Source organism: Nocardioides sp. CPCC 206347 (assembly GCF_048654605.1).
Taxonomy (GTDB): Bacteria; Actinomycetota; Actinomycetes; order Propionibacteriales; family Nocardioidaceae; genus Nocardioides.
Map to the genome: position 1 here is coordinate 218,901 of NZ_JBMCYZ010000005.1, position 23,445 is coordinate 242,345.

Consider the following 23,445-nt stretch of genomic DNA (forward strand, 5'->3'; position numbering starts at 1 on the left):
GCGACCTACGCCGCGGAGGCCACGACCTCGCCCGCACGACGCGGAGCGATCGGGGTGGGAGCCATCGCCAGCAGCGCGGCTTCCTCGACGGCGACGTGGTGGGCAACCTCGCGGAGCACGTCGGACAGCGGCATCTCGAGCGCGTCGCACAGCGACGAGAGCAGCTCGGACGAGGCTTCCTTCTGCCCGCGCTCGATCTCGGAGATGTAGCCCAGGCTGACCCGCGCGGAGCCCGAGACCTCCCGGAGGGTCAGACCGAGCTCGGTGCGGCGACTGCGCAGGATGTCACCGAGCGAGCGGCGGAAGAGCACCATCTCGATCTCCTCTCATGGGTGGTTGTGCGGGGGACTCTGGCTCAACGCTACCCGAGCCGAGAATCTTCCGGCGCTGGACCGGTCGATGAGATCATCGCAGCCAGTACCGACAGGGCGGCGCCGACGCTCGCATCCTGAATCGCCGACCGGTCCCCCTCGAGGGACAGCGCCTCGGCGTGCACGCCCTCCGGGCCGGCGACGCCGACGAAGACCGTGCCCACGGGCTTGCCCTCCTGGCGGTCGGGACCGGCCACGCCCGTGGTGCTGACGCCGTACGTCGTCCCGAGGAGACGTCGCACCCCGTCGGCCATCTCCCGCGCGCACTCGGCCGAGACGACACCGTGCTCGGCGACGGTCTCCTCGGGGACGCCGAGCACGTTGATCTTGACCGGGGTCTGGTAGCTGACCACGCCGCCGGCGTACACGACCGATGACCCGGGGACGTTCGTGATCCGTGCCGCGAGCTGGCCACCCGTCAGTGACTCGGCGGTTCCGACGGTGGCGTTCGCGTCACGCAGTGCGGCGACGAGCAGGTCAGCGGTTGATCCCATGCCCCGAATCGTGGCACGCCGCTCCGACGTCCCGGCACGAGCGTGCCGGGACGTCGGAACCAGCGACTATCGGCGGACGACCGAGAACGAGGTGTAGTCGGTCTGCGGGGCGAGCGACGCGTTGCCCAGGTAGCGCATCCGGACCGACTTCAGGCCCGTCGAACGCATCACGGGGAACCGGATGTCCACCCGACCGCCCACCAGCGTGCGGGTGATGGTCGTGCGCCCGATCCTGACCTCGACCGTGCCGGTGGCCGGAATGCGGTCGGCGTTGCGTGGCACCACGATCACCGTCACCCGGGTCTTGTTGACCACGACCCGCAACGGGGTGGTCCGGCTGAGGAGCTGGACCTTTCCCTTGACCACGACAGCGGTCTGCGCCGAGACAGCGAGCGCATCGGTGTAGGCGGGCCGTTGGGCGGTCACCCGCACCGAGATCCGCTTGCCTGCCTGCGGGCCCTTGAGGGTCAGCGTGGTGCCCGTCGCACCCGCGATCGGCGTGCCGTTCGCGAGCCACTGATAGGCCACCGATGCAGGCGTCGGCGACCAGGTGCCGGCGGTCGCGGTCAGCTTGCTGCCGACCCTTGCCGTGCCCGTCACCGTCGGCAGCGCCGTGTTGACGATGGTGCCCGCCGCCACCGCCGCCGTCGGCGCGGACGTCGCCACCCCGTCGAGCGAACCCTCGGCAGACGCCGTCACCTCGAGCGTGACCACCTTGCCCAGGTCGGCCACGACCGGCGTGTACGTCGACGTGGTCGCGCCGTTGACCTCGACTCCACCGACGATCCACTGGTAGGCCAGCTCCACGTCGGCCGGCGTCCAGGTGCCCGGCGTGCTGCCGAGCGGCGCGCCCACCTTCGCGGTCCCGGTGATGGTCGGCGGCGTGTTGTTGACGACCGCCACCGGGTCCGGCTCCATGACGGTGATCGACACGATGATCGACGTACCCGTCTCGGCACCGACGAGCGTGAGGTCGACGGCGCCCGCTTCCAGGTCGCCCGGGAGCGTGGCCGCGACGGTCGCCTTGCCGTAGGGGTCGTACCGGTCGGTCCCGATGCTGTTGTCCAGCGCGAAGGTCCCCAGGACGGTGTCGCCGAGCTTGACCTGGACCGCGGTGTCCTTCACGTCGTCGGGGTTGGACATGGTCCACGACCCGACGTCGAAGGTCACCGTGCCACCCGGCTCGTAGCCGGAGGGGGCACCGGCCGGGAACTCGACCTCGACCGCACGCTGGCTGTAGTCGACGGCCAGCGGCTCGGTGGCCGAGAACTCCGCCATGTAGTCGACCATCGCCTGCAGGTCGACCTTGCCGGTGTCGGCCTTCCCGGTGCCGTTCGCGAACTCGAAGAAGTTGTCACCGCCGGAGGACAGGAACTTGTTCACCGTGACCGAGTAGGTGGCCGCCGGGTCGATCGGCTCGCCGTCGAGCCACATCCCGGTCACCTCGCCCTGGAAGGTCGCGGTGCCGCTGACGGTCACCGGGGTCTCCACGTAGGTGTAGGTGAAGCCGTCGGAGGCGCCCAGCCGCAGGAACGGACGCGTCGGCACCGTTCCGCCGGTGGTGCGCTGCCACTGCTGCTCCAGCACCGTCTCGAGCTGCGCACCCGTCAGGTCCATGTTGACCAGCGTGTTGGCGAACGGCTGGACCACCGCAGCCTGCTTGTAGGTCAGGTCGCGCGCATCGCCGTTGACGGTGCCGACCATGTCCTGGCGCAGGCCGCCGGGGTTCATGAAGGCGATCTGCGCCGCCCCGGACTCCGGGTTCTCCGTCGCCCAGCGCTGCACCTCGGCCACCTTGTTGCCCAGCGTGGACTCGCCACCACGGTTCGGCTCGGTGCTGCCCGTGATCCGGGCCCGGTTGAACGGGGCCGCGATCTCGCCGATCTTGACGGCGCCCTGGACCTCAGCCACCGCCTTGGCCGCGTTGACGATCTCCTCGACGGCGGGGTCGCTCGGCGAGCTGGCGTTCAGCGCCACGATCGACTGGGCCTTCGCGACCACGTCGCCGGTGCTGGAGTCCACGGAGAACACCAGCTTGTTGAGGTTCTGGCCGTACTGACCGGCCGACACCACCGGTCGCTCGGTGACCGCACGGCCGCCGTCGACCCATTCCTGCACCGGGAAGGCGCAGTTGTAGGCGAGGTGGGTGTGCCCCGAGACGATCGCGTCCACGTCCGCCGAGACGTTCTGGGTGATGTTGCCCCAGACCGTGTTCTCGTCGGTGAACTGCGGCGACGTGCAGGTCGTGTCGGCGGAACCCTCGTGGACCAGGAGTACGACCAGATCCGCACCGCCCGCCTTGAGGTCCGCCGCGGCCGCATTGGTGGCGTCGACGATGTCCGTGACCGTCAGGCCCTGGATCCCGTCGGGGCTCACCAGGGACGGCAGTTCCTCGGTGACGGCGCCGACGAAACCGACGGTGACGTCACCGAACTCCTTGGTCCACGTCTCGGCGAGGTCGTCACGACCCTCCGGCTCCTCGACGTTGGCGGCGATGTAGTCCCAGTCCGCGTGGTCCTGGACCCGACCGACCAGGTCTTCGTAGCCCTGGTCGAACTCGTGGTTGCCCGCGGCCGAGACCTCGAGACCGGCCTCGTTGAGCGCGTCGATCGTGGGCTCGTCGTTCTGGATGAAGGACTCGAACGTCGAGGCGCCGATCAGGTCACCGGCCGCCACGAACACCGTGTTCGGGTTCTCGGTGCGCAACTGCTTGACGGTGCCCGAGAGGACGGCGGCCGGGCACAGGACGTCGTCGCAGTCCTTGTCCGACGCGGTCTCATCGACCAGCAGACGACCGTGGAAGTCGTTGGTCCCGAGGATCTGGATCCTCCACGTCGTCGACCTCGATGAAGACCGGGACCGACGTCTTGGTGGTCGGACCGTGGACGGTCAGCTCCTGGACACCGTTGCCGATCGACTCCGGCAACGTCACCGACACCGACGCGGTGCCGTACGAGTCGTACGCCGCGGCCCCGACGGTGTTGTTGACGGGGAAGGTACCGATCACCTCGTCACCGAGCTTGACCTGCAGGTCGGTGTCCTGTGCGTCGCCGGACGCGGTCATCGCCCACGACCCGACGTCGAAGGTGACCTGGTCGCCGGGCTCGTAGACGGCCGTGGCCTCGGAGCCGCGATCGATCTCGACGGCCCGCTGGCCGTAGTCGACCGGAAGCGGGTTCGCGGCGTCGTACTGGTCCATGTACTCGACCATCGCCTCGAGGTCGACCTTGCCGGTGTCCACCTTGTCGGTGCCGTTGGCGAGCTCCCAGAAGTTGTCGCCACCACCACCGAGGAACGAGTTCACGGTGACGGAGTAGACCTGTGCGGCGTCGACCGGCTCACCGTTGAGCCACATCCCCGTGACCTCGCCGCGGAACGTGTTGACCGGGGCCGCGTTCGGGACGCTGACCGTCTCGGGGGTCTCGACGTAGGTGTAGGTGAAGCCTTCGGAGACACCGAGGCGCAGGAACGGCCGCGAAGGCACGCCACCCAGGGCGTTGCGCTGCCACTGCTGCTCCAGCACGGTCTCGAGCTGGGCACCGGTGAGCTTCAGGTTCACCAGCGTGTTGGCGAACGGCTGGACGTCCGCCGCCTGGCGGAACGTGAGGTCGCGCAGGTCACCGTTGATCGTGCCGGCCATGTCCGCGCGGAGTCCGCCCGGGTTCATGAAGGCGATGTCGGTCTCGATGCCGGCTTCGTCGGTGGCCCAGCGCTGGACCTCGGCGACCTGGTTGCTCAGCGTCGACTCACCACCGCGGTTCTCGGTGGGGTTGCCCGAGGGGTTGTACGACGCCCGCTTGAACGGGCCGTCCATCTGCCCGAGCACGGCGCTGCCGGCGGTCTCGGCGAAGTCGACCGCGTCGTCGACGATCGCCTGCACGTCCGGGTCGGGCGCGTAGCCGACACCGGCGGTCGGCAGGATCTCCTGCGTGATGACCGCGAGGTTGTCGCCGTCGAACTTGAAGACCAGCTTGTTCAGGTTGGTGCCGTACTGGCCCGCCGAGACGACCGGGCGCTTCGTGACGGCCCGGCCCTCGCTCACCCACTCGTCGACGGTGTACTTGCAGTTGTAGGCGAGGTGGGTGTGGCCCGAGATGATCGCGTCGACGTCGGCCGACGTGTTCTGGGTGATGTTGCCCCAGACCGTGGCGGGATCGGTGAAGCTCGGCGAGCTGCACTCGGTCGTGGCCGAACCCTCGTGGACCAGCAGGACGACCAGGTCGACGCCCTCGGCCTTGAGTGCGGCGGCGGCGGCGTTGGTCGCGTCGACCACGTCCGTCACGGTCACTCCCTGGATGCCGGCGGGGTTGACCAGCGCGGGCAGGTCCTCGGTGACGGCACCGACGAAGCCGATCTCGACACCGTCGATGGTCTTCTTCCACGTCTCCGCGAGCTGGTCCGGCTCGGCGATCGTGTCGGCGTAGTCCAGGTTGGCGGCGATGTACTCCCAGTCCGCACGGTCCCGGATCCGGCCCTCGAAGTCGGCGTACCCACGATCGAACTCGTGGTTGCCGGCGGCCGAGACCTCCAGGCCCATGGCGTTCAGCGCGTCGATCGTCGGCTCGTCGTCCTGGATGAAGGACTCGAAGGTCGAGGCACCGACGAGGTCACCGGCGGCGACGAAGACCGTGTTCGGGTTCTCCTCGCGCAGCTCCTTGATCGCCGTGGCGTACGGCGCTGCTCCGGCAGCGTTGCCGCTGTCGGGCAGCAGGCGGCCGTGGAAGTCGTTGGTCCCGAGGACCTGGATCTCCTTGTAGTCCGGCTCGGTGGCGTCCGCCAGGTCGAGACCGACGACCTCGGGGTTGTGGTCGGACGTGGCGAACGGCAGGTTCGGCTGCCAGAAGTCGGTGACGTTGTAGTTGTAGCGGCTGTACTGGAAGGAGATCGCCTCGTTGGCGTTGATCTCCCAGATGTCCGCGCCGGTCACCAGGGCCTCGGCTGCCTCGTTGGCGAGCACGTGGTCGAGCGAGCCGGAGAACCCGGAGAACGAGTAGCTCTCGTCGCCCGCGTCGTCGGACTCGATCGGCGTGAAGCCACCCGTCTCGAGGACGTGGATCGGGTCTTCCTTGGTGTACGAGTTGAAGTCACCGGCCAGGAAGACCGCCTCGATGCCCCGGTCGGCGGCGAAGTCGTCGGCGAACTGCAGGAGACGCGTGGCCTGGCGGGTCCGGTCGCCGTTGAAGGCGCCGTAGTAGGGGCTGTTGGTGTTGTCGCCCGTGGCCGGCGGCGCCGGGCTGGCGTTGTCGCCCTTGGACTTGAAGTGGTTCACGATGACGGCGAACGCGTCGGAGTCGAGCCCCCCGGCCTTCTTGAACGCCTGCGCCAGCGGCTCGCGGGCGTTGGCGAACTCGGAGGTGCCGAACAGGATGTCGGACTGGCCGACCGTCGCCACGGCGGTGGACTTGTAGATGAAGGCCGGGCGGATCACGTCCTGCTCGCCGACCGCGGCCGCGGTGACGGCCTCACCGGGGCTCTTCACGAACTTCCAGCCGGCAGCGGGCTCCAGGGCGTCGATGAGCTCGACGATGCGCGCGAGGGCGTCGTCGCGGTTGGTCTCTCCGGGCAGCTTGATGGAGTTCTCGACCTCTTCGAGGCCGATCACGTCGGCGTCCATGGCGACGATCGCCTTGGCGAGCTTCTCCTCCTGGCGGGCGAGGCTCGCCGCGGTCGCTGCCCCACGCGGTCCGTTGCTGGACTTGATGCCGTCGGGTCCGATCACGCCGCAGTCGTTGTTGCCGATGCGGTCGCTGGCGTCCGTGCCGTTGTCACCGCCCGGGCCACGGTCGGTGAAGTAGGTGCAGTGGGTGTTCTGCGGCGGGTTCTGCAGCGGGCCGGCGGCGACGTACGCCTCACCGGTGGTGTTGAAGTAGTTCAGGACGTTGAACGTCGCGATCTTGATCTCGCCGCCGACGTCCGCGGGCGCCATGTTCTGGGCGCGGGTGTTCTCGAAGGTCGCCACGGCGGCGCCGTTCGTCGTCACCTGGCCCTGCGGCTGGAACTTCCACACGTTGTTGCGGAAGTCGAGGACGACCGGGGCGTGGAAGGTGATGCCGGCACCGACGCGCGGCGGGGACGGGTTGGCGCCCGCACCCTGGGTGAGCCACGGCACCGGGAGGGCCTTGGTGGCCTGGGTCCCCAGGTAGTTGGTGGTCGAACCGTCGTCGAGGGTCACCGCACGCGAGGCGTTCTCGGCGTCGATCGCCGTGAGGCCGGCCGCGTCGTCGTCGTCGACGAACTCGGTCGGCTGCTTGAGCGGGCCGGTGCCGGACGCGAGGCCGACCTCACCGAAGTTGTTGGTCTGGAAGGCGTTCGTGATCGTGAAGTCGCCGGTCGGTGCGAGCAGCTCGCCCTCGCGGACCTCACGGTCGGCGACCGCCGTCGGGTACGCGATCGCACGCGGGGTGATCGTGCCGAGCGAGGTCTCCAGCTCGGTCACTCCCCCAGCGCCGGGAACGATCTGGGTCAGGTCGAAGAACTCCGCGATCGGGCCGGTGACGCGCACGGAGTCGCCCACCTGGATGCCCGCGGGGATGTTGGCGTTCGTCGGGCCGCCGTAGACGAAGATGCCGTCCGAGGCGCCTTCGGTGTCGGCACCCGGGGTCTGGATGTAGAGGCCGTTGAAGCCGCCCACCGGGTAGGCGGCGGTGACGACGCCCTCGGTCGACTTCACCTCCGTGCCGTTGCCGTTGCCACTGGCGGGAGCGAACGGCGAGCGGGCGCCGGTGCCCTGGAGGGTGGCGATCGGGGTGATCTCGAGCGCCGCGTTGACGGTGATCGTGAAGGTGGCGGTCGCCGCCGCCGGCGTCGGAACGGCGGAGTCCGTGGCCGTCACGGTGATCTCGACGGGGCCTGCGGTGGCCGTCGTCGGCGTACCGGTGATCTGGTTGCCGCTCAGCGTCAGTCCGGCAGGCAGGGTGCCGTTGGTGACAGCCCAGGTGTACGGCGACGTGCCGCCCGTCGCGGCAAGGGTGATCGGCGTGATCGGGGAGTTCTGGTTGAAGGTCTTGTCGCCCGGGTCGGTGGCCGCCAGCGGCTGCGCCACCACGCCCATGCCCTCGGGGGACGGAGTGGCCGGCGCATTGAAGTCCGTGGAGTTGTTGTCGGCGTCGGTGGTGTTCTTGCGCTGCACCGAGGTCGTGTTGGCCGCCGCGGGACCGATCGGGGCGGTCTCCGAGGACGTTGCCGTGCCATAGCCGACGAAGTCGATGACATTGGTGACGGTGTGCATCGACGTGCCCGTCGTCGTGATGCCGGTCGTTCCCTGGACCAGCATCACCTGGCCACTGCCGGCCGCCATGTTGAGCGCAGTCCCGGAGTGGTCCGGCGACGGCACGTCAGCGCCGCCGCACGGCACGCCCGAGCACAGGTTGGTACTCACCTGGACGAGGTACTTGCTGCCGGCCGGCACCTCGACGTTCGGCAGTGGGAGCACGCTGGGGGCGCCAGTCGTGTAGCCGCCGCTCCGGTACTGGAGGCTCAGGCCGTTCAGTGGCTGAGCGACCCCCGAACGGTTCAACAGCTCGACGAAGTCGGCCTTGTAGGCAGCCGACACGGAGGTCGAGCCACCGCCGCCGTACACCTCGTTGATGATCAGGCCGGTGCTGGCTGCCTGCACCGGTGTGGGCGCCAGGGCGCTCAGGCCCGTCAGGGCCAGGGCGGTGCCGAGGGATCCGAAGAGGAACTGCTTCGCTGAACGCATCGCGCTACTTCCGAGGGTGGGGTCGACAAAGCGGCAACCGCAACGCGTGCCCGAGAAAGCTGGCGAAACGGGGGGAAGGAGCCTGACCTTATGTCGGCCGACCGCACCCGTGGCAAGGGGTTGAGGAAAACTCTCGCAACGATTTGATGAAGAAACGGTGCAAACCCTCAGGTCAGACCGGAGGGATCACCGCGCCGACACCTGCAGCACGGAGGACTTGCAGGCGCGCTAGACAGCCCTGCGGATGTCGTGGCGCTGCTTCCAGACGTCACGGAAGAACTCGTAGCCCGACCAGAGGGTCAGGACGAAGGCGGCCGCGAGGAACACGAGGGCAACGCCGTAGGTGATCTCGCCGGGCACGTCCAGCCAGCCCTTGACCTCGAGCAGGGGCAGGCTCAGGAAGCCGAGCGCGAACGCCTGGGCGACGGTCTTCCACTTGCCGCTCTGCGCGGCCGCGATGACCACGGCCTTGAGCACCGAGAGGCGCAGCAGGGTGACGGCCCACTCGCGGACCAGCACGACGATGGCGATCGTCCACATCCACCAGGTGTCCATGATGATCGCGAGGCCGATGAAGGCCATGCCCGTGATCGCCTTGTCGGCGATCGGGTCGGCGATCTTGCCGAAGTCGGTGATCAGGTTGTGCTTGCGGGCCAGGTCGCCGTCGACCTTGTCGGTCACCATGCCGACGAAGAAGATCCCGAAGGCGACGGTGCGCCACAGGACGGACTCGCCGCCGTCGTACAGGAGGGCCCAGCCGTAGAACGGCACCAGGATGATCCGCAGCGTGGTGAGCGCGTTGGGGACGTTCCAGTTGCTCGGCTTCACGTCACCCGACGCAACCGGCGCACTGGATCCAGTGGTCTCGCTCATGCCACTCCTTCAACCGGTTCGGCGATCAGGTCGACGCCATCGCTTGCAACGACGATCGCCCGGACGAAGTCACCCACACGTGCTCCCGGCGCCCCCAGGATGCGGGTGGTTCCGTCGACCTCGGGGCCCTGCTGGGCGGCCCGGCCCTCGACGGTGCCGTCACCTGTGCCGTCAGGGTCGACCTCCTCGACGAGGACCTCGACGACGGTGCCGATGCGTTCCTCGGCACGGTCGGTGGTGAGCTCGGTGACCAGGTCCGTGACGTGCTGCAGGCGCGCGCGGATCTCGTCGTCGTCGAGCTTGCCGTCGAACGTCTCGGCCTCGGTGCCGTCCTCGTCGGAGTACCCGAAGACGCCGGTGACGTCCATCCGGGCGGCGACGAGGAAGTCGCACAGGGTCTGCAGGTCCTCCTCGGTCTCACCGGGGAACCCGACGATCACATTGGACCGCACGCCGGCCTCCGGGGACAGGCCGCGCACCTGGTCGAGCAGGCCCAGGAAGCTCTCCGGGTCGCCGAAGCGGCGCATCCGGCGCAGCACCGATGCGCTCGCGTGCTGGAACGACAGGTCGAAGTACGGCGCCACGCCCGGTGTGGACGCGATCGCCTTGACCAGTCCGGGGCGGGTCTCGGCGGGCTGCAGGTACGAGACCCGCACCCGCTGGATCCCGTCGAGCGCCGCGAGCTCGGGAAGCATCGTCTCGAGCAGGGTCAGGTCGCCCAGGTCCTTGCCGTACGACGTCGAGTTCTCCGAGACGAGGAAGAGCTCCTTGACGCCCTGCTCGGCGAGCCAGGCGGCTTCCTGCAGCACGTCGGACGGCCGGCGACTCACGAACGAGCCGCGGAACATCGGGATCGCACAGAACGTGCAGCGCCGGTCGCAACCGCTGGCCAGCTTGAGCGGGGCCATCGGGCCACCGTCGAGCCGCTTGCGCAGTGCCGAACGACCCGGGATCGCGACCTCCTGGCCGGCATCGGCGGGACGCTCGACGACTGCCTGGCGATCGGCCGGGCTGATCGGGAGCAGCAGGCGCCGGTCACGCGGGGTGTGCGGGTGCTGCTTGTCGCCGGCGAGGATCGAGCGGAGCCGACCGCCGATGTCCTCGTAGTCGTCGAAGCCCAGCACCGCGTCGGCCTCGGGCAGCGAGTCGGCGAGCTCCTCGCCATACCGCTCGGCCAGGCAACCGACAGCGACGACGGCCTGCGGCCTTCCCGACTCCTTGAGGTCGGAGGCGGCGAGCAGCGTGTCGATCGAGTCCTTCTTGGCCGCGTCGACGAACCCGCAGGTGTTCACGACGACGGTGTCCGCGTCCTCCGGGTCGTCGACGAGGACGAAGCCGTCGGCCGCCAGGCGGCCGGCGAGCTCCTCGGAGTCGACGTCGTTGCGGGCGCACCCGAGGGTGAGCAGGGCAACCGAGACGGGGGCGGGAGTGCTGGTCATGTCCGCACGAGCCTACCGGCGGACGGCCCTCTGCCGGGATTCGTCGGGCCGCCGCACGTCGGCAGGCGTCAGCGGCTGACCAGGGTCTTCGCGACGTCGACGCCGGTCTCCCCCAGCGCCTTGGCCTTGTTCTTGCCGAGGGCGTAGGTCACCGAGCCGTCGGAGCTGGTGATCCGGATGGGCGGCACGACCCTGAGCTCGGTCGTCTGACCGAACGCAAGGGCACCGTCGAACACGATCTCGCCGGCGCCGTCGCGCACGTTGAGCGTCGCGCCGCCACCGGCAGCCGTCAGGGTGAGCTTCACCGGGTCGCCCTTGGCGGCCGCGGTGTCGGAGATGCCGCCGCTCTGGTTGAGCACCGGGGTGTCGCCGACCGGGGCCGGACCGTCCATGACGAGTCGGGCGATCGACCAGATCAGGATCGCGCCCATCACGGCAGCGATCAGGACCGACCAGTTGCGTCCGCCGCGGGTGCTCCGGATCGCGCCACCGGCACCGGTGGCGAGCTCGGACTCGAAGACCCGACGCGGGTCGACGGGAGCGTGGGCATAGGTCTCGTCGTACGTCGCCACCAACGGCGCCGCGTCGACGCCGAGCACGCGCGCCAGGGTGCGCAGGTGGCCGCGGGCATAGAAGTCGCCACCGCACGGGCCGAAGTCGTCGACCTCCATCGCCTCGATGACGTGGGGCCGGATCCGGGTGCGGTCCGAGAGCTGGTCGATCGTGAGCCGCAGGCGGTCCCGGGCAGCAGCGAGGTCCGGACCGATGATCGGCTGCGCGGACGGCCGCAGCGCGAGGTCGTCCAGCACGACCGTCATGGTGTCCCCGGGTGCAGCGTACGTCGCCACGGAGTCATCGAGCGGCATCCGGGCCGTGACGGGTCGGTCGACCTCGACACGTGCAGACAGCACGGTCGGGCGTCCCGGTGCGGGCGGCTCGCCGCCCTCGTCGTCGTGCCAGTCGTCGCGCAGGCCGTCGCGCGGGTCGCGGCGGAGCTCTTCGGGCGGCAGCACGATCTCGTCGGTGTTCTCGACGTCCGACGGGTCCTCGTCGAGCACGATCTCGTCGGTGTTCTCGACGTCGGCGTCCGCATCGTCGGACTGGGTCGACCAGCCGCGGATCTGGGCCAGTCGCGAGCGGAGCCGGCTCACGTCGGACTCGGCCGGGTGCACCTCCGCCACGGCGAGGGCGTCGTCGTCAACGTCGACGTCGTCGTCATCATCAACGTCGTCCTGGTCGAGGTCCTGGTCGAGGTCCTGGTCGAGGTCCTGGTCGAGGTCCTGGTCGAGGTCCAGGTCACGGTCCTGGTCGACACCGGCCAGTCCGGCAGCCACGCGGGCGGCGATCCCGTGGCGCTCCGCAGCCGCGGCGATCTCCTCGTCGTCCCGATAGAGGTCGCTGAGGTTCGGGATCACGTCGCGGCGGGTCTGCGGTTGGTCGTCCAGGCCGGGAACGACCTCCACCACGTCGGCGCGGCCGTCCGCCAGCTCGGCGAGGACGTCGCTGAGCGAGGCCAGCGATGCGCCGACGACGCGGGTGGCGAGCGTCAGCGGAACGACGAACTGCCGGTCGTCGTACCCGTCGACGAGGATGTGGCCGTCGCGCAGGCCGCGGCGCGGCAGGTGTTCGAGGCAGTCGATCTCCGGCCAGGCGATCCCGCGCCAGCGGGCGCCCTGACGGACCCGGACCCCGCGCGGGTCGGCGACGAGCAGCGGCGCGCGACTGTCGGCGAGGGAGGCGAGGTGGGCGATCGTGACGACGGCCAGGACACCGAACAGCAACCAGTCCAGACCAGTGCCGTCGGTGAAGGCGCGGACCGCGAAGGCCACGGTCAACAGGGCCGAGAGACCACCCACGAGCGCGGACAGGGTCGCGTTGCGCCGGACCTCGACCTGCTGCTCCAGGTCGGGTTCGGTCGATCCCAAACGGTCGTTGTCGTCGTTCTGGTCGTCGGTCTGGTCGAGGTTGTCGGTCATCTGGCTCACGCCTCCCCCTGGATGGTCATGATCACGGCGTCGATCTCGTCAGGCTTGACCAGGACGTCGCGTGCCTTGGAACCCTCGCTGGGTCCCACGACGCCCCGACTCTCGAGGATGTCCATCAACCGGCCGGCCTTGGCGAAGCCGACGCGGAGCTTGCGCTGCAGCATCGAGGTCGAACCGAACTGCGTGGACACCACGAGCTCGATCGCCTGGATGACCAGGTCCATGTCGTCGCCGATGTCGTCATCGAGGACCTTGCTGGCGGCCGCCGGGGCGGTGACGTCGTCGCGGTAGTTGGGTTCGAGCTGGCCCTTGCAGTGCTTGACGACCTGCGCGATCTCCTTCTCGGTGACCCACGAGCCCTGGACGCGTATCGGCTTCGACGCACCCATCGGCAGGAAGAGGCCGTCACCCTGGCCGACCAGCTTCTCGGCACCGGGGGTGTCGAGGATGACGCGCGAGTCGGCGAGGCTGGAGGTCGCGAACGCCAGTCGGGACGGGACGTTCGCCTTGATCAGACCGGTCACGACGTCGACCGAGGGCCGCTGCGTCGCGAGCACGAGGTGGATGCCGGCCGCGCGGGCCAGCTGGGTGATCCGGACGATCGAGCTCTCGACGTCGCGCGGGGCGACCATCATCAGGTCGGCGAGCTCGTCGACGATCACCAGCAGGTACGGGTATGGCGTCAACACGCGCTCGCTGGCGGCCGGAACCTCGACCTTGCCCTCACGGACGGCCTTGTTGAAGTCGTTGATGTGACGGAAGCCGAAGTTGGCCAGGTCGTCGTACCGCATGTCCATCTCGCGGCACACCCACTCGAGGGCCTCGGCGGCCTTCTTCGGGTTGGTGATGATCGGCGTGATCAGGTGCGGAACGCCTTCGTAGGCGTTCAGCTCGACCCGCTTGGGGTCGACCATGATCATCCGCACCTCGTCGGGCGTGGACCGCATCAGGACCGAGGTGATCATCGAGTTGATGAAGCTCGACTTGCCGGAACCGGTGGCGCCGGCGACCAGCAGGTGCGGCATCTTCGCGAGGTTGGCGACGACGAATCCACCCTCGACGTCCTTGCCGAGGCCGGCGATCAGCGGGTGGTGGTCGGTACGGGCAGTGTTGGACCGGAGCACGTCGCCGAGGGAGACGATCTCCTTGTCGGTGTTGGGGATCTCGACACCGACCGCGGACTTGCCGGGGATCGGGCTGAGGATCCGGACGTCCTCGGAGCCGACGGCGTAGGAGATGTTGCGCTGGACGCCGAGGATCTTCTCGACCTTGACGCCCGTGCCGAGCTCGATCTCGTAGCGGGTGACCGTCGGACCGCGGGTGTAGCCGGTGACCTGGGCGTCGACGCTGAACTCGTCGAGCACGGTCTGGAGGCGGGCGACGACGTCGTCGCTGGCCTTCGAGCGCGACCGGTGCGGGTCGCCGGGCTTGAGGGCCGCGGCGTCCGGCAGCGTGTAGACGATGTCCCCGGAGAGCGCGAGCTGCTCGACGCGCTGGGGCAGGTCGGCGTGCGGCGGCGGCTCGACGTCGCCGTCGTCCTCGACCGCGGCACGGGAACGTCCCAGCTTGCGGGCGATGAGGGCGTTCGATCCGGCCTCCGGGTCGATCGGGTCCTCGAGCGGGACGTCGATCGGCTCCATGAGCGCCATCGACTCCTCGACGGTGAGCTCGTCGGCCGACTTCTTGCCGCGACGCTTCTTCTTCCCGTCCTCCGCGAGCAGGGGCGTGTCGTAGGCAGGGTCGCCCGTCCGCTCGAAGGTGTCGCTGAGCCGGATCGGCTGGGTGGCGTCCGCGTCGTCGTAGTCGTGGTGGCGGCCGAAGAGCGTGTCGCCGAGCTCGCGCAGGCGGTCGGGCACGCGGTACAGCGGCGTGGCGGTGATGACCAGGACACCGAAGCACGCGAGCAGGGCCAGCAGGGGTACGACGAGCGCCGGTGAACGCAGCAGGTCGAGCAGGAGCGCCGAGACGACGTACCCGATGGCGCCGCCACCCTCGCGAAGGGCGGAGGTGTCGCCCTGCACGGGCTCGGGGCTGCCGTTGGCGATGTGGACGATCCCGAGCAGGCCGAAGGCAAGGGCCGCCCAGCCGATGATCTGGCGTCCGGCCGGACCGTTGCCGACCGGGTCACGCATGACCCGCCAGCCGCCGAGCAGGACGAGGAGCGGGACGAACCAGCCGATCTTGCCGACCGTGCCGGAGACCGCGGCGCGGGTGAAGTCCATGACACCGCCGGGGACCTCGAACCACACGGCCGAGGCGATGATCAGCGCCAGGCCGCACAGCAACAGGCCGAAGCCGTCGCGGCGCTGCTCGGGCTCGATCTCGCGGGCGCTGTGCCCGATGCCGCGGGCCACCGCTCCGATGGCGTGCGCGAAGGCCAGCCAGATCGCCGCGACACCGCGTCCGAGCGCGACGAACGCCCGGGCCACCGGTCCGGGTCCGTTGCGCACGGCGCGGGGCGCCGGTCGCCGGGCCGCGCTCTTCTTGGCCGGTGACTTCTTGCTGGTCGTACTACGTGATCGCGAGCTGGCTGTCTTCTTCGCGCCCGAGCGTGAGGAAGGGGTGGTCCGGCTGCGCGACGCCGTCGGGGAAGACGTACGGGTCGCCATGCTCACAACCTACCCACAAGTCACACCAGCCACAGGGACCACAGGCTGGTGTGTCGGGCTTGACCTTGCACCATGGTGCAGGGTCGACCGTTGGGCCATGACCTCCACCGGGAACTCCCCTGCCCTCCGCATCGTCCGCGCCTCCGCCCTCTACGACGCCGTCGTGACGACCGGATTCGCCCTCCCCTGGCTCGCCGCGGCGACCTTCGGGACCCTCGCCGACGTCCACGACAAGCTCGACCTGAGCGGTTCGCTCCCGGACGCCGACGATCCCTTCACCGTCCTGTTCGCCGGCCTGATGGGCGGGCTCGTCCTCGTCTGGTCGGTGGTACGGATCGTCCGGCCCACCCTGCTCGTCGGCGCAGCCGACACGGTGGCGCGGGCGCTGTTCTGCCTCGGCATGGTGGTCGCACTGGCCGAGGGCGCCAGCACGGTGATCGTCGGCTTCCTCGTGCCCGAGGCCGTGTGGGGCGTCGTGCAGGGCATTGCGGTCGCGGTGGCCCTGCAGCGCCGTACCCTCACGACGTGAACATCTCCGAACTGGCCGCCCGGGCCGGCGTGAAGGTCTCCACGGTGCGGTTCTACGAACGGCGCGGGTTGCTGCCCGCGCCCTCACGCACCTCGGGCGGCTACCGGGAGTTCCCCGACGACGAGGTCGCCCGCGTCCGGTTCCTGCGCCGCGGCCAGCAGCTCGGATTCAGCCTCGCCGAGCTCGGCGAGCTCACCGCCCTCTCCGGGCAGGAGGTCCTGCTCACCGGCGACATCGCCCGCGCGGGTCAGGCCAAGCTGGCCGAGATCGACGAACGGATCGCCGACCTCACGCGGGTCCGCGGCGCACTCGCCGGGCTGCTCGACCAGCAGTGCATCGACCCGAACGCCGCCTGCCCGCTCGTCGGTGCGCTCGGGGGCGAGCCGGTCACGCAGCCCGCCTGACGGGCGCTACGCTTCGACGACAACCGGAATGATCATCGGCCGACGCTTGTGCGTGCCGCTGACCCAGCGGCCGATCGTACGGCGGATGATCTGCTGCAGCTGGTACGTGTCGGTGCTGCCCTCACTGAGCGCACGGTTGACCGCATCGAGGATCGGCTGCTTGATGCTCTCGAAGTCCGAGTCCTCCCACGCGTGGCCGCGGGCGTGGATCTCGGGACCGGCGGAGACCTTGCCGCTGACGGAGTCGACGACCACGATGACCGAGACGAAGCCCTCCTCGCCGAGGATCCGGCGGTCCTTGAGCTCGGACTCGGTGACGTCACCGACCGACTGGCCGTCGACGAACACGTAGCCGCAGTCGACCTTGCCGACGACCGAGGCAACGCCGTCGACCAGGTCGACGACGACGCCGTCCTCGGCATAGACGACGTTCTCGACGCCGGTCTGCTTCGCGAGCTCGCCGTTGGCGAGCATGTGCCGGGACTCGCCGTGCACCGGCAGGACGTTGCGCGGCTTGACGATGTTGTAGCAATAGAGGAGCTCACCGGCGCTGGCGTGACCGCTGACGTGCACGAGGGCGTTGCCCTTGTGGACGACGCGGGCGCCGAGACGGGTCAGGCCGTTGATCACGCGGTAGATCGCGTTCTCGTTGCCGGGGATCATGCTCGAGGCGAGGATGACCGTGTCGCCCTCCTCGAGGTGGACGAAGTGGTGGTTGCGCTGCGCGATCCGGGCCAGGGCACTGAGCGGTTCGCCCTGCGATCCGGTCGAGATCAGCACCTGCTTCTCCGGCGCCAGGTCGGCGAGCTGCTTCGCGTCGACCATCACGCCCGGCGGGACGTGGAGGTAGCCGAGGTCGCGGGCGATGGCCATGTTGCGGACCATCGAGCGGCCGACGTAGGCGACCTTGCGGTCGTGCAGCACGGCGGCGTCGAGGATCTGCTGGACGCGGTGCACGTGGGAGGCGAAGCAGGCGACGATGATCCGCTGCTTCGACTCCTGGAAGGCCTGGTTGAGGACCGGGGTGATCCGCTTCTCGGGCGTGGTGAAGCCGGGGACCTCGGCGTTGGTGGAGTCGGTGAGGAACAGGTCCACACCCTCCTCCCCCAGTCGCGCGAACGCGCGGAGGTCGGTGATCCGGCCATCGAGCGGCAGCTGGTCCATCTTGAAGTCACCGGTGTGCAGGACGAGGCCGGCGCCCGTACGGATCGCCACGGCGAGCGCGTCGGGGATCGAGTGGTTGACGGCGACGAACTCGAGGTCGAAGGGACCGAAGGAGATCCTGTCGCCCGCCTTGACCGTGTAGAACGGCGTCTGGCGCAGGCGGTGCTCGCGGAGCTTGGAGTTGAGCAGGGCAAGGGTGAGCTCGGAGCCGACGAGCGGGATGTCCTGGCGCTCGCGCAGGAGGTACGGCGCCGCGCCGATGTGGTCCTCGTGTCCGTGGGTCAGCACCAGCGCCTCGACGGCGTCCAGGCGATCCCGGATGGCGGTGAAGTCGGGCAGGATCAGGTCGACGCCCGGGTGGTGCTCATCGGGGAACAGCACGCCACAGTCGACGATCAACAGCCGGCCGTCGTACTCGAAGACGGTCATGTTGCGACCGATCTCGCCGAGGCCGCCGAGCGGGATGACGCGCAGGCCGCCCTTGGGCAGCTCCGGCGGCGCCGACAGTTCCGGGTGTGCGTGCGACATCAGAGCAGGCCCGCCGCGACGAGCCCGGCCCGGAGGTCCGCGACTTCGTCGTCGTCGAGCGCCAGCAGTGGCGGTCGGACGCGCCGGTTGTCGAGCACGCCCTTCAGCTCCAGGGCGGCCTTGGCCGTCGTGGCGCCGTAGTTGGCCACGCCCATGATCGCTTCGAACGCCGGGATCAGCCCGGTGTGGATGCGCAGCGCCTCGGCGTGGTTGCCGGCGAGGAACGCGTCGATCATCGTCTTGAGCTGGACGCCCGCGACGTGGCCGACCACGGACACCAGGCCGGTGGCGCCGTAGGCGAGGTAGCCGAGGGTGTTGACGTCGTCACCGGAGTAGACGGTGTAGCCGAGGTCGACGAGCTGCGCGGTGCGGGCCAGGTCGCCCGTGGCTTCCTTGACGGTCGTGACCGTCTCCCACTGCCGCGCGGCGGTGTAGGTCTCGAGCGAGATCTTGGTGCCGGTACGGCCGGGGACGTCGTACAACATCACCGGGACGGCGGTGGCCTCGACGACCTGACGGAAGTGGTTGAGCACCCCGGCCTGGCTGGGCTTGTTGTAGTACGGCGTCACGAGCAGCAGGCCGTCGGCGCCGACCTTCTCGGCCTGGCGGGCCAGCTCGACGGAGTGGCGCGTGTCGTTCGTGCCGACACCGGCCACGACCTTCGCACGGTCACCGACGGCGTCCTTGACGGCCGCGAGCGTCTCGCCGTCCTCGGCGCCCGTGGTGGTCGGGGACTCACCGGTGGTGCCCGAGACGACGATGCCGTCGTTGCCGTTGTCGACGAGGTGCTTGGCAACCTTCTGCACCGCATCCAGGTCGACGGAGCCGTCCGCGTGGAACGGCGTGACCATGGCGGTCAGCACGGTGCCGAAGGGTGCAGAAGTCATGGTGTCCAGCCTATCGTCAAGCCGCCCGATGACCTCGCCGCCGTCCCTCACACCAGCGGCATGACCTCGGCAGCCACGAGGCGCAGGTGATCGAGATCGCCCAGATCGAGGACCTGGAGGTAGATCCGCTGGGCGCCGAGGGCCTCGAACCGCTTGATCTTGTCGACCACCTCAGCCGGTGTCCCGGCAAGGCCGTTGGCGCGGAGCTCGTCGACGTCACGGCCGATGTACGCCGCCCGGCGGGCGATCTCCGCTTCGTCCTCCCCGACGCAGAGGACGAGCGCGTTCGACCAGATGATGCTCGCAGGGTCGCGGTCGATGGCTTCGGCTGCCTGGCGGACCCGGCCGAACTGCAGGGCCGTGAACTCCTCGTCGACGAACGGCAGGTTGAACTCGTCGGCGTAGGCCGCGGCGAGCGCGGGCGTCTTCTTCGCGCCCTTGCCGCCGATCAGGACCGGCGGACCGCCGCGGTGCCCGGACGTCTGGGTCGGCTTCGGCAGCGCGGGGCTGTCAGTGAGCTGGTAGTGCTTGCCCGCGAACTCGTAGCGATCTCCCACGGGCGTCGCCCACATCCCGGTGACCAGCTCGAGCTGTTCGGCGTACCGCTCGAACCGCTCGCCGGTCTCGGGGAACGGGATGCCGTACGCCGTGTGCTCCTGGGTGAACCAGCCGGCGCCGATGCCGAGCTCGACGCGGCCACCGCTCATCTGGTCGACCTGCGCCACCTGGACCGCGAGCACGCCGGGGTGGCGGAAGGTCGCGCTGGTCATCAGCGTCCCGAGCCGGATGGTGCTCGTCTCGCGGGCGAGACCCGCGAGCGTCGTCCAGGCGTCCGTGGAACCGGGCAGGCCGTCCCCACTCATGTGGAGGTAGTGGTCACTGCGGAAGAACGCACCGAAGCCGAGCCGCTCGGCCTCGAGCGCGACGGTCAGCAGGTCGTCGTAAGTCGCACCCTGCTGGGGTTCGGTGAAGACACGGAGTTCGACAGTCATGGGCCAACCCTGTCAGCCGCGATCAAGGTCCGCCCGGCTGACCAGATCGGGCAGATGGCTGGTCGCGGCCTCGGTGGACAGCCACTTGCCCCGTCCCGGAGATCTCAGGAGGCCTGCCACCGCAGCCACCGGCTCCTCTGCCAGGGCGTCAGCGCGCGGCGCCGGTCGACCGTGTGGGTCTCCACCCAGCCGGGAGGTGGTGTGACGGTCCAGTTCCGCTGTAGGGCGGCAGCGCGTGCACGCGCATCCAGCGAACGCCTTTCGAAGTCGCTGGTGTCGGCCAGGTCCGCTGCCACCATCTCGACGTACTCGAGTCCCGCACGACGGAACACCCCCTCCCTGCGGATGTCCTTGGCCCGCTGGCGGCCGGCCAGATGGAGCGCGCCGTCGTACTCCCCGGCCGTTCCACTCTCCACGTCCAGCACGTCAGGTGTCCCCAGGAACGTTCCGTCGAGGGCGAACACTGGTCGGTTGCAGACGACGTGGGTCATCCCGATGCCCCTCCAGCACAGGCGGAGCGCAGTCTCCGTCGGCGACCAGCAGTTCTCCTCGGCGAGCTCGACAGCAGCGTCCAGTCGCGTCACCCACCGACAGCCCGCCAACCCCACCCGGTATGCCCTGAGCTCATCGCACGAGATCAGGTCGGCAGCGCAGGCCCGGTCGATCATGGCAACGGCATCGAGCAGGGACGGAGCGTGGCAGACCTCGTAGGCCGTCGCTGCCAGGTACGACGACAGCGTCAGCCCATCGACCTCGATCAACGGGGACCTCAAGTGCCGCTCGGCGCTGACGGTGATGCCCGGCCTGCCGTCGCAGACTGACGGCGGAACGGCCACCGGAACCGGCAGAACGGTCCGACCACGAGTGCCGTCAAGGTGCCGTGCGCCGCCCCAACGCAGAGCCGCCCAGCCGGTGATCGCGCCACCTGTCGGTGTCACGGCAGCCGCGGTCACGATGCGCTGGTCGACGGCCAGTGACGGATCCCGGCCGGCAGGAAGGTACAGACCATGGGCCTCCTTGAGCCAACTGCTGCCGCGGGCCTGGGCCCGGGTCGGTCCCGTGATGCCAGCAGGATCAATGGAGACCGGCCACATCAGCCCCGGCCGGCGCGGGTCGACCGCGGGCGGGGTCATGTGGTGGGTACGACGAGGCACCCCGACACCGTCTCCGATTTCCGCCAACGGCGGCGGACGTTCTCCACAGCCCGCTCGAGATCGGGCAGATGGCTGGTCGCGGCCTCCGTGGACAGCCACTTGCCCCGTCTCGGGGACAGGTCCCGCCAGCCGTCAGCCGCAGGCGAAGACCCGCTCCCACCACACCACGGTGAAGCCTTCGCGCGGGTCGCGGCGACCTTCGCGCCACCGGGTGCGGCTGAACTTCGGGTAGTGGGTGTCGCCCTCGGGCTTCAGCGGGATCTCGGACAGGATCTGCTCGTCGGCGTACGGCAGGGCGGCGGTGTAGACCGCTGCGCCGCCACCGATCATCACCTGGCCGCGCGGGCTGTCGACGAGCAGCTCGTCGGCGAGCGCCAGTGCGCCGGGGAGGTCGTGCGCGACCCGGACGCCCTCGGCGGACCAGTTCGGGTCGCGGGTGAGCACGATCGTCTGACGGCCGGGCAGCGGCTTGCCGATGCCCTCGTGGGTGGTGCGGCCGATGATGAGCACGTGGCCCGTGGTGGTCGCCTTGAAGTGCGCGAAGTCCGCCGGGATGTGCCAGGGGATGTTGGCGTCCGAACCGATCACACCGTTCTCGGCCACGGCCGCCACCATCGTGACGCGCCTGCCTCCTGGAGTACTCATACCGCGATCGGCGCCTTGATCCCGGGGTGCGGGTCGTAGCCGTCGATGCGGATGTGTTCGAGGTCGAACGCGTCGAGCTCGGTGACCTCGGGGTCGAGCCACAGCGTGGGCAGCCCACGCGTCTCCCGGCCGAGCTGGAGCCGGGCCTGGTCGAGGTGGTTGGAGTAGAGGTGCGCGTCGCCGAGGGTGTGCACGAAGTCCCCGACGCGCAGGCCGGTCACGTGGGCGACCATGTGGGTGAGCAGGGCGTACGACGCGATGTTGAACGGCACGCCGAGGAACACGTCGGCCGAGCGCTGGTACAGCTGGCAGCTGAGCCGCGCCGGACCACCGTCGTCCGCGGGAGCGACGTAGAACTGGAAGAGCGTGTGGCAGGGGGCGAGCGCCATCTGCGGGATGTCGGCGACGTTCCAGGCCGAGACGATGTGCCGGCGGCTGTCGGGGTCGCGGCGGATCTGCTCGACGATCTGCTTGATCTGGTCGACGTGTCCGCCGTCCGGCGTCGGCCAGGACCGCCATTGGTAGCCGTAGACCGGTCCGAGGTCACCGTTGTCGTCGGCCCACTCGTCCCAGATCGAGATGCCGCGGTCCTGCAGCCACTTCACGTTGGTGTCGCCGCGGAGGAACCACAGCAGCTCGCCGAACACCGAGCGGGTGTGGATCTTCTTCGTGGTGACCATCGGGAAGCCCTCGGCCAGGTTGAACCGCATCTGGTGCCCGAAGACGCTCAGCGTGCCAGTTCCGGTGCGGTCGCCCTTCTCCACACCTTCGTCGAGGATCCGCTGGACGAGGTCGAGGTAAGAGCGCACAGGTGCAGGTTAGTCGGGCAAGGCGCTCAGAGTGCGACAGTCCCGAGGATCGTGGTCAGGGTGTCGCCGCCGACCCAGATCGAACCTGCTTCGTCAGTCTCGATGTGCACCCGTCCGCGGCGCCCCAGGACCGTCCCCTGACTGGCCGTGTACGACGCCGGGAGCACGCCGCCCGCGAGCCACTGCGCGAGCGACGCATTGAGCGAACCGGTCACCGGGTCCTCGGTCGTGCCGGCGGCGTGTGGGCAGAACGCACGCACCTCGACCGCGCACTCGGAGCCCTGGGGGTAGGGACCGACCACGCCGACGTCGACCGGCATCGCCGCGAAGTCCGGGGTCAGTGCGAGCACCACGTCGGCCGACGCGAGCCGCACGCCGACCCATCCGGGTCCGTTGTCGGCCCAGGCGATGTCGAGGATCTCGTCACGATCGATCCCGAGCGCGCCGGCGATCTGCGCCGCAAGGTCCGGGTCGACGGGCCCGGAGCGCAGCAGGTCGGGCGCGGCGAAGGCCAGGCGGCCGTCGATTCGCCGCAGCTGCACCAGACCGACCCCGCATTCCTGCACGACGCCGTCACCAGCCGGCACTCCCCCGGCCTCGAGCCACGCATGGGCGGTGCCGAGAGTCGGGTGTCCGGCGAACGGCAGCTCGCTGGTGCCGGTGAAGATGCGCACCCGGTAGTCCGCCGCGGGGTCGGTGGGAGCGAGCAGGAACGTCGTCTCACTGAGGTTCGTCCAGCGGGCGAAGGCCTGCATCTGCTCGTCGGTGAGTCCTTCGGCGCCGTGCACCACCGCCACCGGGTTGCCGAGCAGCGGCTCGGCGCTGAACACGTCGACCTGACGGAACTCCCGCGGCGACGACAC

Annotated in this window: 17 protein-coding genes; 2 read left to right on the forward strand and 15 right to left on the reverse strand. The window is 69.6% G+C overall.

Annotated features, from left to right (window positions below; translation table 11 throughout):
- Positions 1 to 5: 5 nt before the first annotated feature.
- From ACOACQ_RS18005 to ACOACQ_RS18040, 8 genes are all read right to left on the reverse strand, one after another.
- Entirely contained in the window at positions 6 to 314 is a 309-nt protein-coding gene (locus ACOACQ_RS18005; RefSeq protein ID WP_378597201.1) for a helix-turn-helix domain-containing protein, read from the reverse strand.
- 47 nt (positions 315 to 361) lie between these two features.
- A complete protein-coding gene (locus tag ACOACQ_RS18010; RefSeq protein WP_378597202.1) occupies positions 362 to 865 on the reverse strand; it encodes a CinA family protein in 504 nt (167 codons plus the stop codon).
- A 66-nt stretch (positions 866 to 931) separates the two neighbouring features.
- A complete protein-coding gene (locus ACOACQ_RS18015) occupies positions 932 to 3,691 on the reverse strand; it encodes a 5'-nucleotidase C-terminal domain-containing protein (protein ID WP_420289080.1) in 2,760 nt (919 codons plus the stop codon).
- Positions 3,642 to 8,564 (reverse strand): ExeM/NucH family extracellular endonuclease, encoded by a 4,923-nt coding sequence (locus tag ACOACQ_RS18020; protein WP_420288963.1) that lies wholly within the window; start codon positions 8,562 to 8,564, stop codon positions 3,642 to 3,644. The genes ACOACQ_RS18015 and ACOACQ_RS18020 overlap by 50 nt, the downstream gene beginning before the upstream one ends.
- 228 nt (positions 8,565 to 8,792) lie before the next feature.
- A complete protein-coding gene (gene pgsA, locus ACOACQ_RS18025; protein ID WP_378597206.1) occupies positions 8,793 to 9,437 on the reverse strand; it encodes a CDP-diacylglycerol--glycerol-3-phosphate 3-phosphatidyltransferase in 645 nt (214 codons plus the stop codon).
- On the reverse strand, positions 9,434 to 10,876 hold the full coding sequence (gene rimO, locus ACOACQ_RS18030; protein WP_378597207.1) for a 30S ribosomal protein S12 methylthiotransferase RimO: 1,443 nt from the start codon (positions 10,874 to 10,876) through the stop codon (positions 9,434 to 9,436). The genes pgsA and rimO overlap by 4 nt, the downstream gene beginning before the upstream one ends.
- Before the next feature lie 68 nt (positions 10,877 to 10,944).
- Positions 10,945 to 12,852 (reverse strand): helix-turn-helix domain-containing protein, encoded by a 1,908-nt coding sequence (locus tag ACOACQ_RS18035; protein WP_420289081.1) that lies wholly within the window; start codon positions 12,850 to 12,852, stop codon positions 10,945 to 10,947.
- 5 nt (positions 12,853 to 12,857) lie between these two features.
- Positions 12,858 to 15,470 (reverse strand): FtsK/SpoIIIE family DNA translocase, encoded by a 2,613-nt coding sequence (locus ACOACQ_RS18040; RefSeq protein WP_378597210.1) that lies wholly within the window; start codon positions 15,468 to 15,470, stop codon positions 12,858 to 12,860.
- Positions 15,471 to 15,567: 97 nt separating this feature from the next.
- Between ACOACQ_RS18040 and ACOACQ_RS18045 the strand changes: the two genes are divergently transcribed.
- Positions 15,568 to 15,999 (forward strand): hypothetical protein, encoded by a 432-nt coding sequence (locus ACOACQ_RS18045; protein WP_378597211.1) that lies wholly within the window; start codon positions 15,568 to 15,570, stop codon positions 15,997 to 15,999.
- Positions 15,996 to 16,403 carry a heavy metal-responsive transcriptional regulator gene (locus ACOACQ_RS18050; RefSeq protein ID WP_420288964.1) on the forward strand — a complete coding sequence of 136 codons (408 nt, stop codon included), beginning with the start codon at positions 15,996 to 15,998 and terminating at the stop codon, positions 16,401 to 16,403. Before ACOACQ_RS18045 ends, ACOACQ_RS18050 begins: the two co-directional genes overlap by 4 nt.
- 6 nt (positions 16,404 to 16,409) lie before the next feature.
- On the opposite strand, the gene ACOACQ_RS18055 is transcribed toward ACOACQ_RS18050, so the two are convergent.
- The 7 genes from ACOACQ_RS18055 to ACOACQ_RS18085 form a co-directional block, all read right to left on the reverse strand.
- On the reverse strand, positions 16,410 to 18,095 hold the full coding sequence (locus ACOACQ_RS18055) for a ribonuclease J (RefSeq protein WP_378597213.1): 1,686 nt from the start codon (positions 18,093 to 18,095) through the stop codon (positions 16,410 to 16,412).
- Positions 18,095 to 18,982 carry a 4-hydroxy-tetrahydrodipicolinate synthase gene (gene dapA / locus ACOACQ_RS18060; protein ID WP_420288965.1) on the reverse strand — a complete coding sequence of 296 codons (888 nt, stop codon included), beginning with the start codon at positions 18,980 to 18,982 and terminating at the stop codon, positions 18,095 to 18,097. Before dapA ends, ACOACQ_RS18055 begins: the two co-directional genes overlap by 1 nt.
- Positions 18,983 to 19,029: 47 nt before the next feature.
- Positions 19,030 to 19,974: an LLM class F420-dependent oxidoreductase gene (locus ACOACQ_RS18065; RefSeq protein ID WP_420288966.1), complete on the reverse strand. Its 945-nt coding sequence runs from the start codon at positions 19,972 to 19,974 to the stop codon at positions 19,030 to 19,032.
- Positions 19,975 to 20,078: 104 nt separating this feature from the next.
- Positions 20,079 to 21,128, reverse strand: coding sequence for a hypothetical protein (locus tag ACOACQ_RS18070; protein ID WP_420288967.1), 1,050 nt, complete (start codon positions 21,126 to 21,128; stop codon positions 20,079 to 20,081).
- Positions 21,129 to 21,260: 132 nt separating this feature from the next.
- Entirely contained in the window at positions 21,261 to 21,773 is a 513-nt protein-coding gene (locus ACOACQ_RS18075; RefSeq protein WP_420288968.1) for a dihydrofolate reductase, read from the reverse strand.
- Positions 21,770 to 22,582 carry a thymidylate synthase gene (locus tag ACOACQ_RS18080; RefSeq protein WP_378597219.1) on the reverse strand — a complete coding sequence of 271 codons (813 nt, stop codon included), beginning with the start codon at positions 22,580 to 22,582 and terminating at the stop codon, positions 21,770 to 21,772. Before ACOACQ_RS18080 ends, ACOACQ_RS18075 begins: the two co-directional genes overlap by 4 nt.
- Positions 22,583 to 22,608: 26 nt before the next feature.
- Positions 22,609 to 23,445: a PhzF family phenazine biosynthesis protein gene (locus ACOACQ_RS18085; protein WP_420288969.1), complete on the reverse strand. Its 837-nt coding sequence runs from the start codon at positions 23,443 to 23,445 to the stop codon at positions 22,609 to 22,611.

What these genes read in the sequence shown, in the direction of transcription:
- ACOACQ_RS18005 (WP_378597201.1), bottom strand. Translation starts at nt 314, where the DNA reads ATGGTGCTCTTCCGCCGCTCGCTCGGTGACATCCTGCGCAGTCGCCGC.
- ACOACQ_RS18010 (WP_378597202.1), bottom strand. Translation starts at nt 865, where the DNA reads ATGGGATCAACCGCTGACCTGCTCGTCGCCGCACTGCGTGACGCGAAC.
- ACOACQ_RS18020 (WP_420288963.1), bottom strand. Translation starts at nt 8,564, where the DNA reads ATGCGTTCAGCGAAGCAGTTCCTCTTCGGATCCCTCGGCACCGCCCTG.
- pgsA (WP_378597206.1), bottom strand. Translation starts at nt 9,437, where the DNA reads ATGAGCGAGACCACTGGATCCAGTGCGCCGGTTGCGTCGGGTGACGTG.
- rimO (WP_378597207.1), bottom strand. Translation starts at nt 10,876, where the DNA reads ATGACCAGCACTCCCGCCCCCGTCTCGGTTGCCCTGCTCACCCTCGGG.
- ACOACQ_RS18035 (WP_420289081.1), bottom strand. Translation starts at nt 12,852, where the DNA reads ATGACCGACAACCTCGACCAGACCGACGACCAGAACGACGACAACGAC.
- ACOACQ_RS18040 (WP_378597210.1), bottom strand. Translation starts at nt 15,470, where the DNA reads ATGGCGACCCGTACGTCTTCCCCGACGGCGTCGCGCAGCCGGACCACC.
- ACOACQ_RS18045 (WP_378597211.1), top strand. Translation starts at nt 15,568, where the DNA reads ATGACCTCCACCGGGAACTCCCCTGCCCTCCGCATCGTCCGCGCCTCC.
- ACOACQ_RS18055 (WP_378597213.1), bottom strand. Translation starts at nt 18,095, where the DNA reads ATGTCGCACGCACACCCGGAACTGTCGGCGCCGCCGGAGCTGCCCAAG.
- dapA (WP_420288965.1), bottom strand. Translation starts at nt 18,982, where the DNA reads ATGACTTCTGCACCCTTCGGCACCGTGCTGACCGCCATGGTCACGCCG.
- ACOACQ_RS18065 (WP_420288966.1), bottom strand. Translation starts at nt 19,974, where the DNA reads ATGACTGTCGAACTCCGTGTCTTCACCGAACCCCAGCAGGGTGCGACT.
- ACOACQ_RS18075 (WP_420288968.1), bottom strand. Translation starts at nt 21,773, where the DNA reads ATGAGTACTCCAGGAGGCAGGCGCGTCACGATGGTGGCGGCCGTGGCC.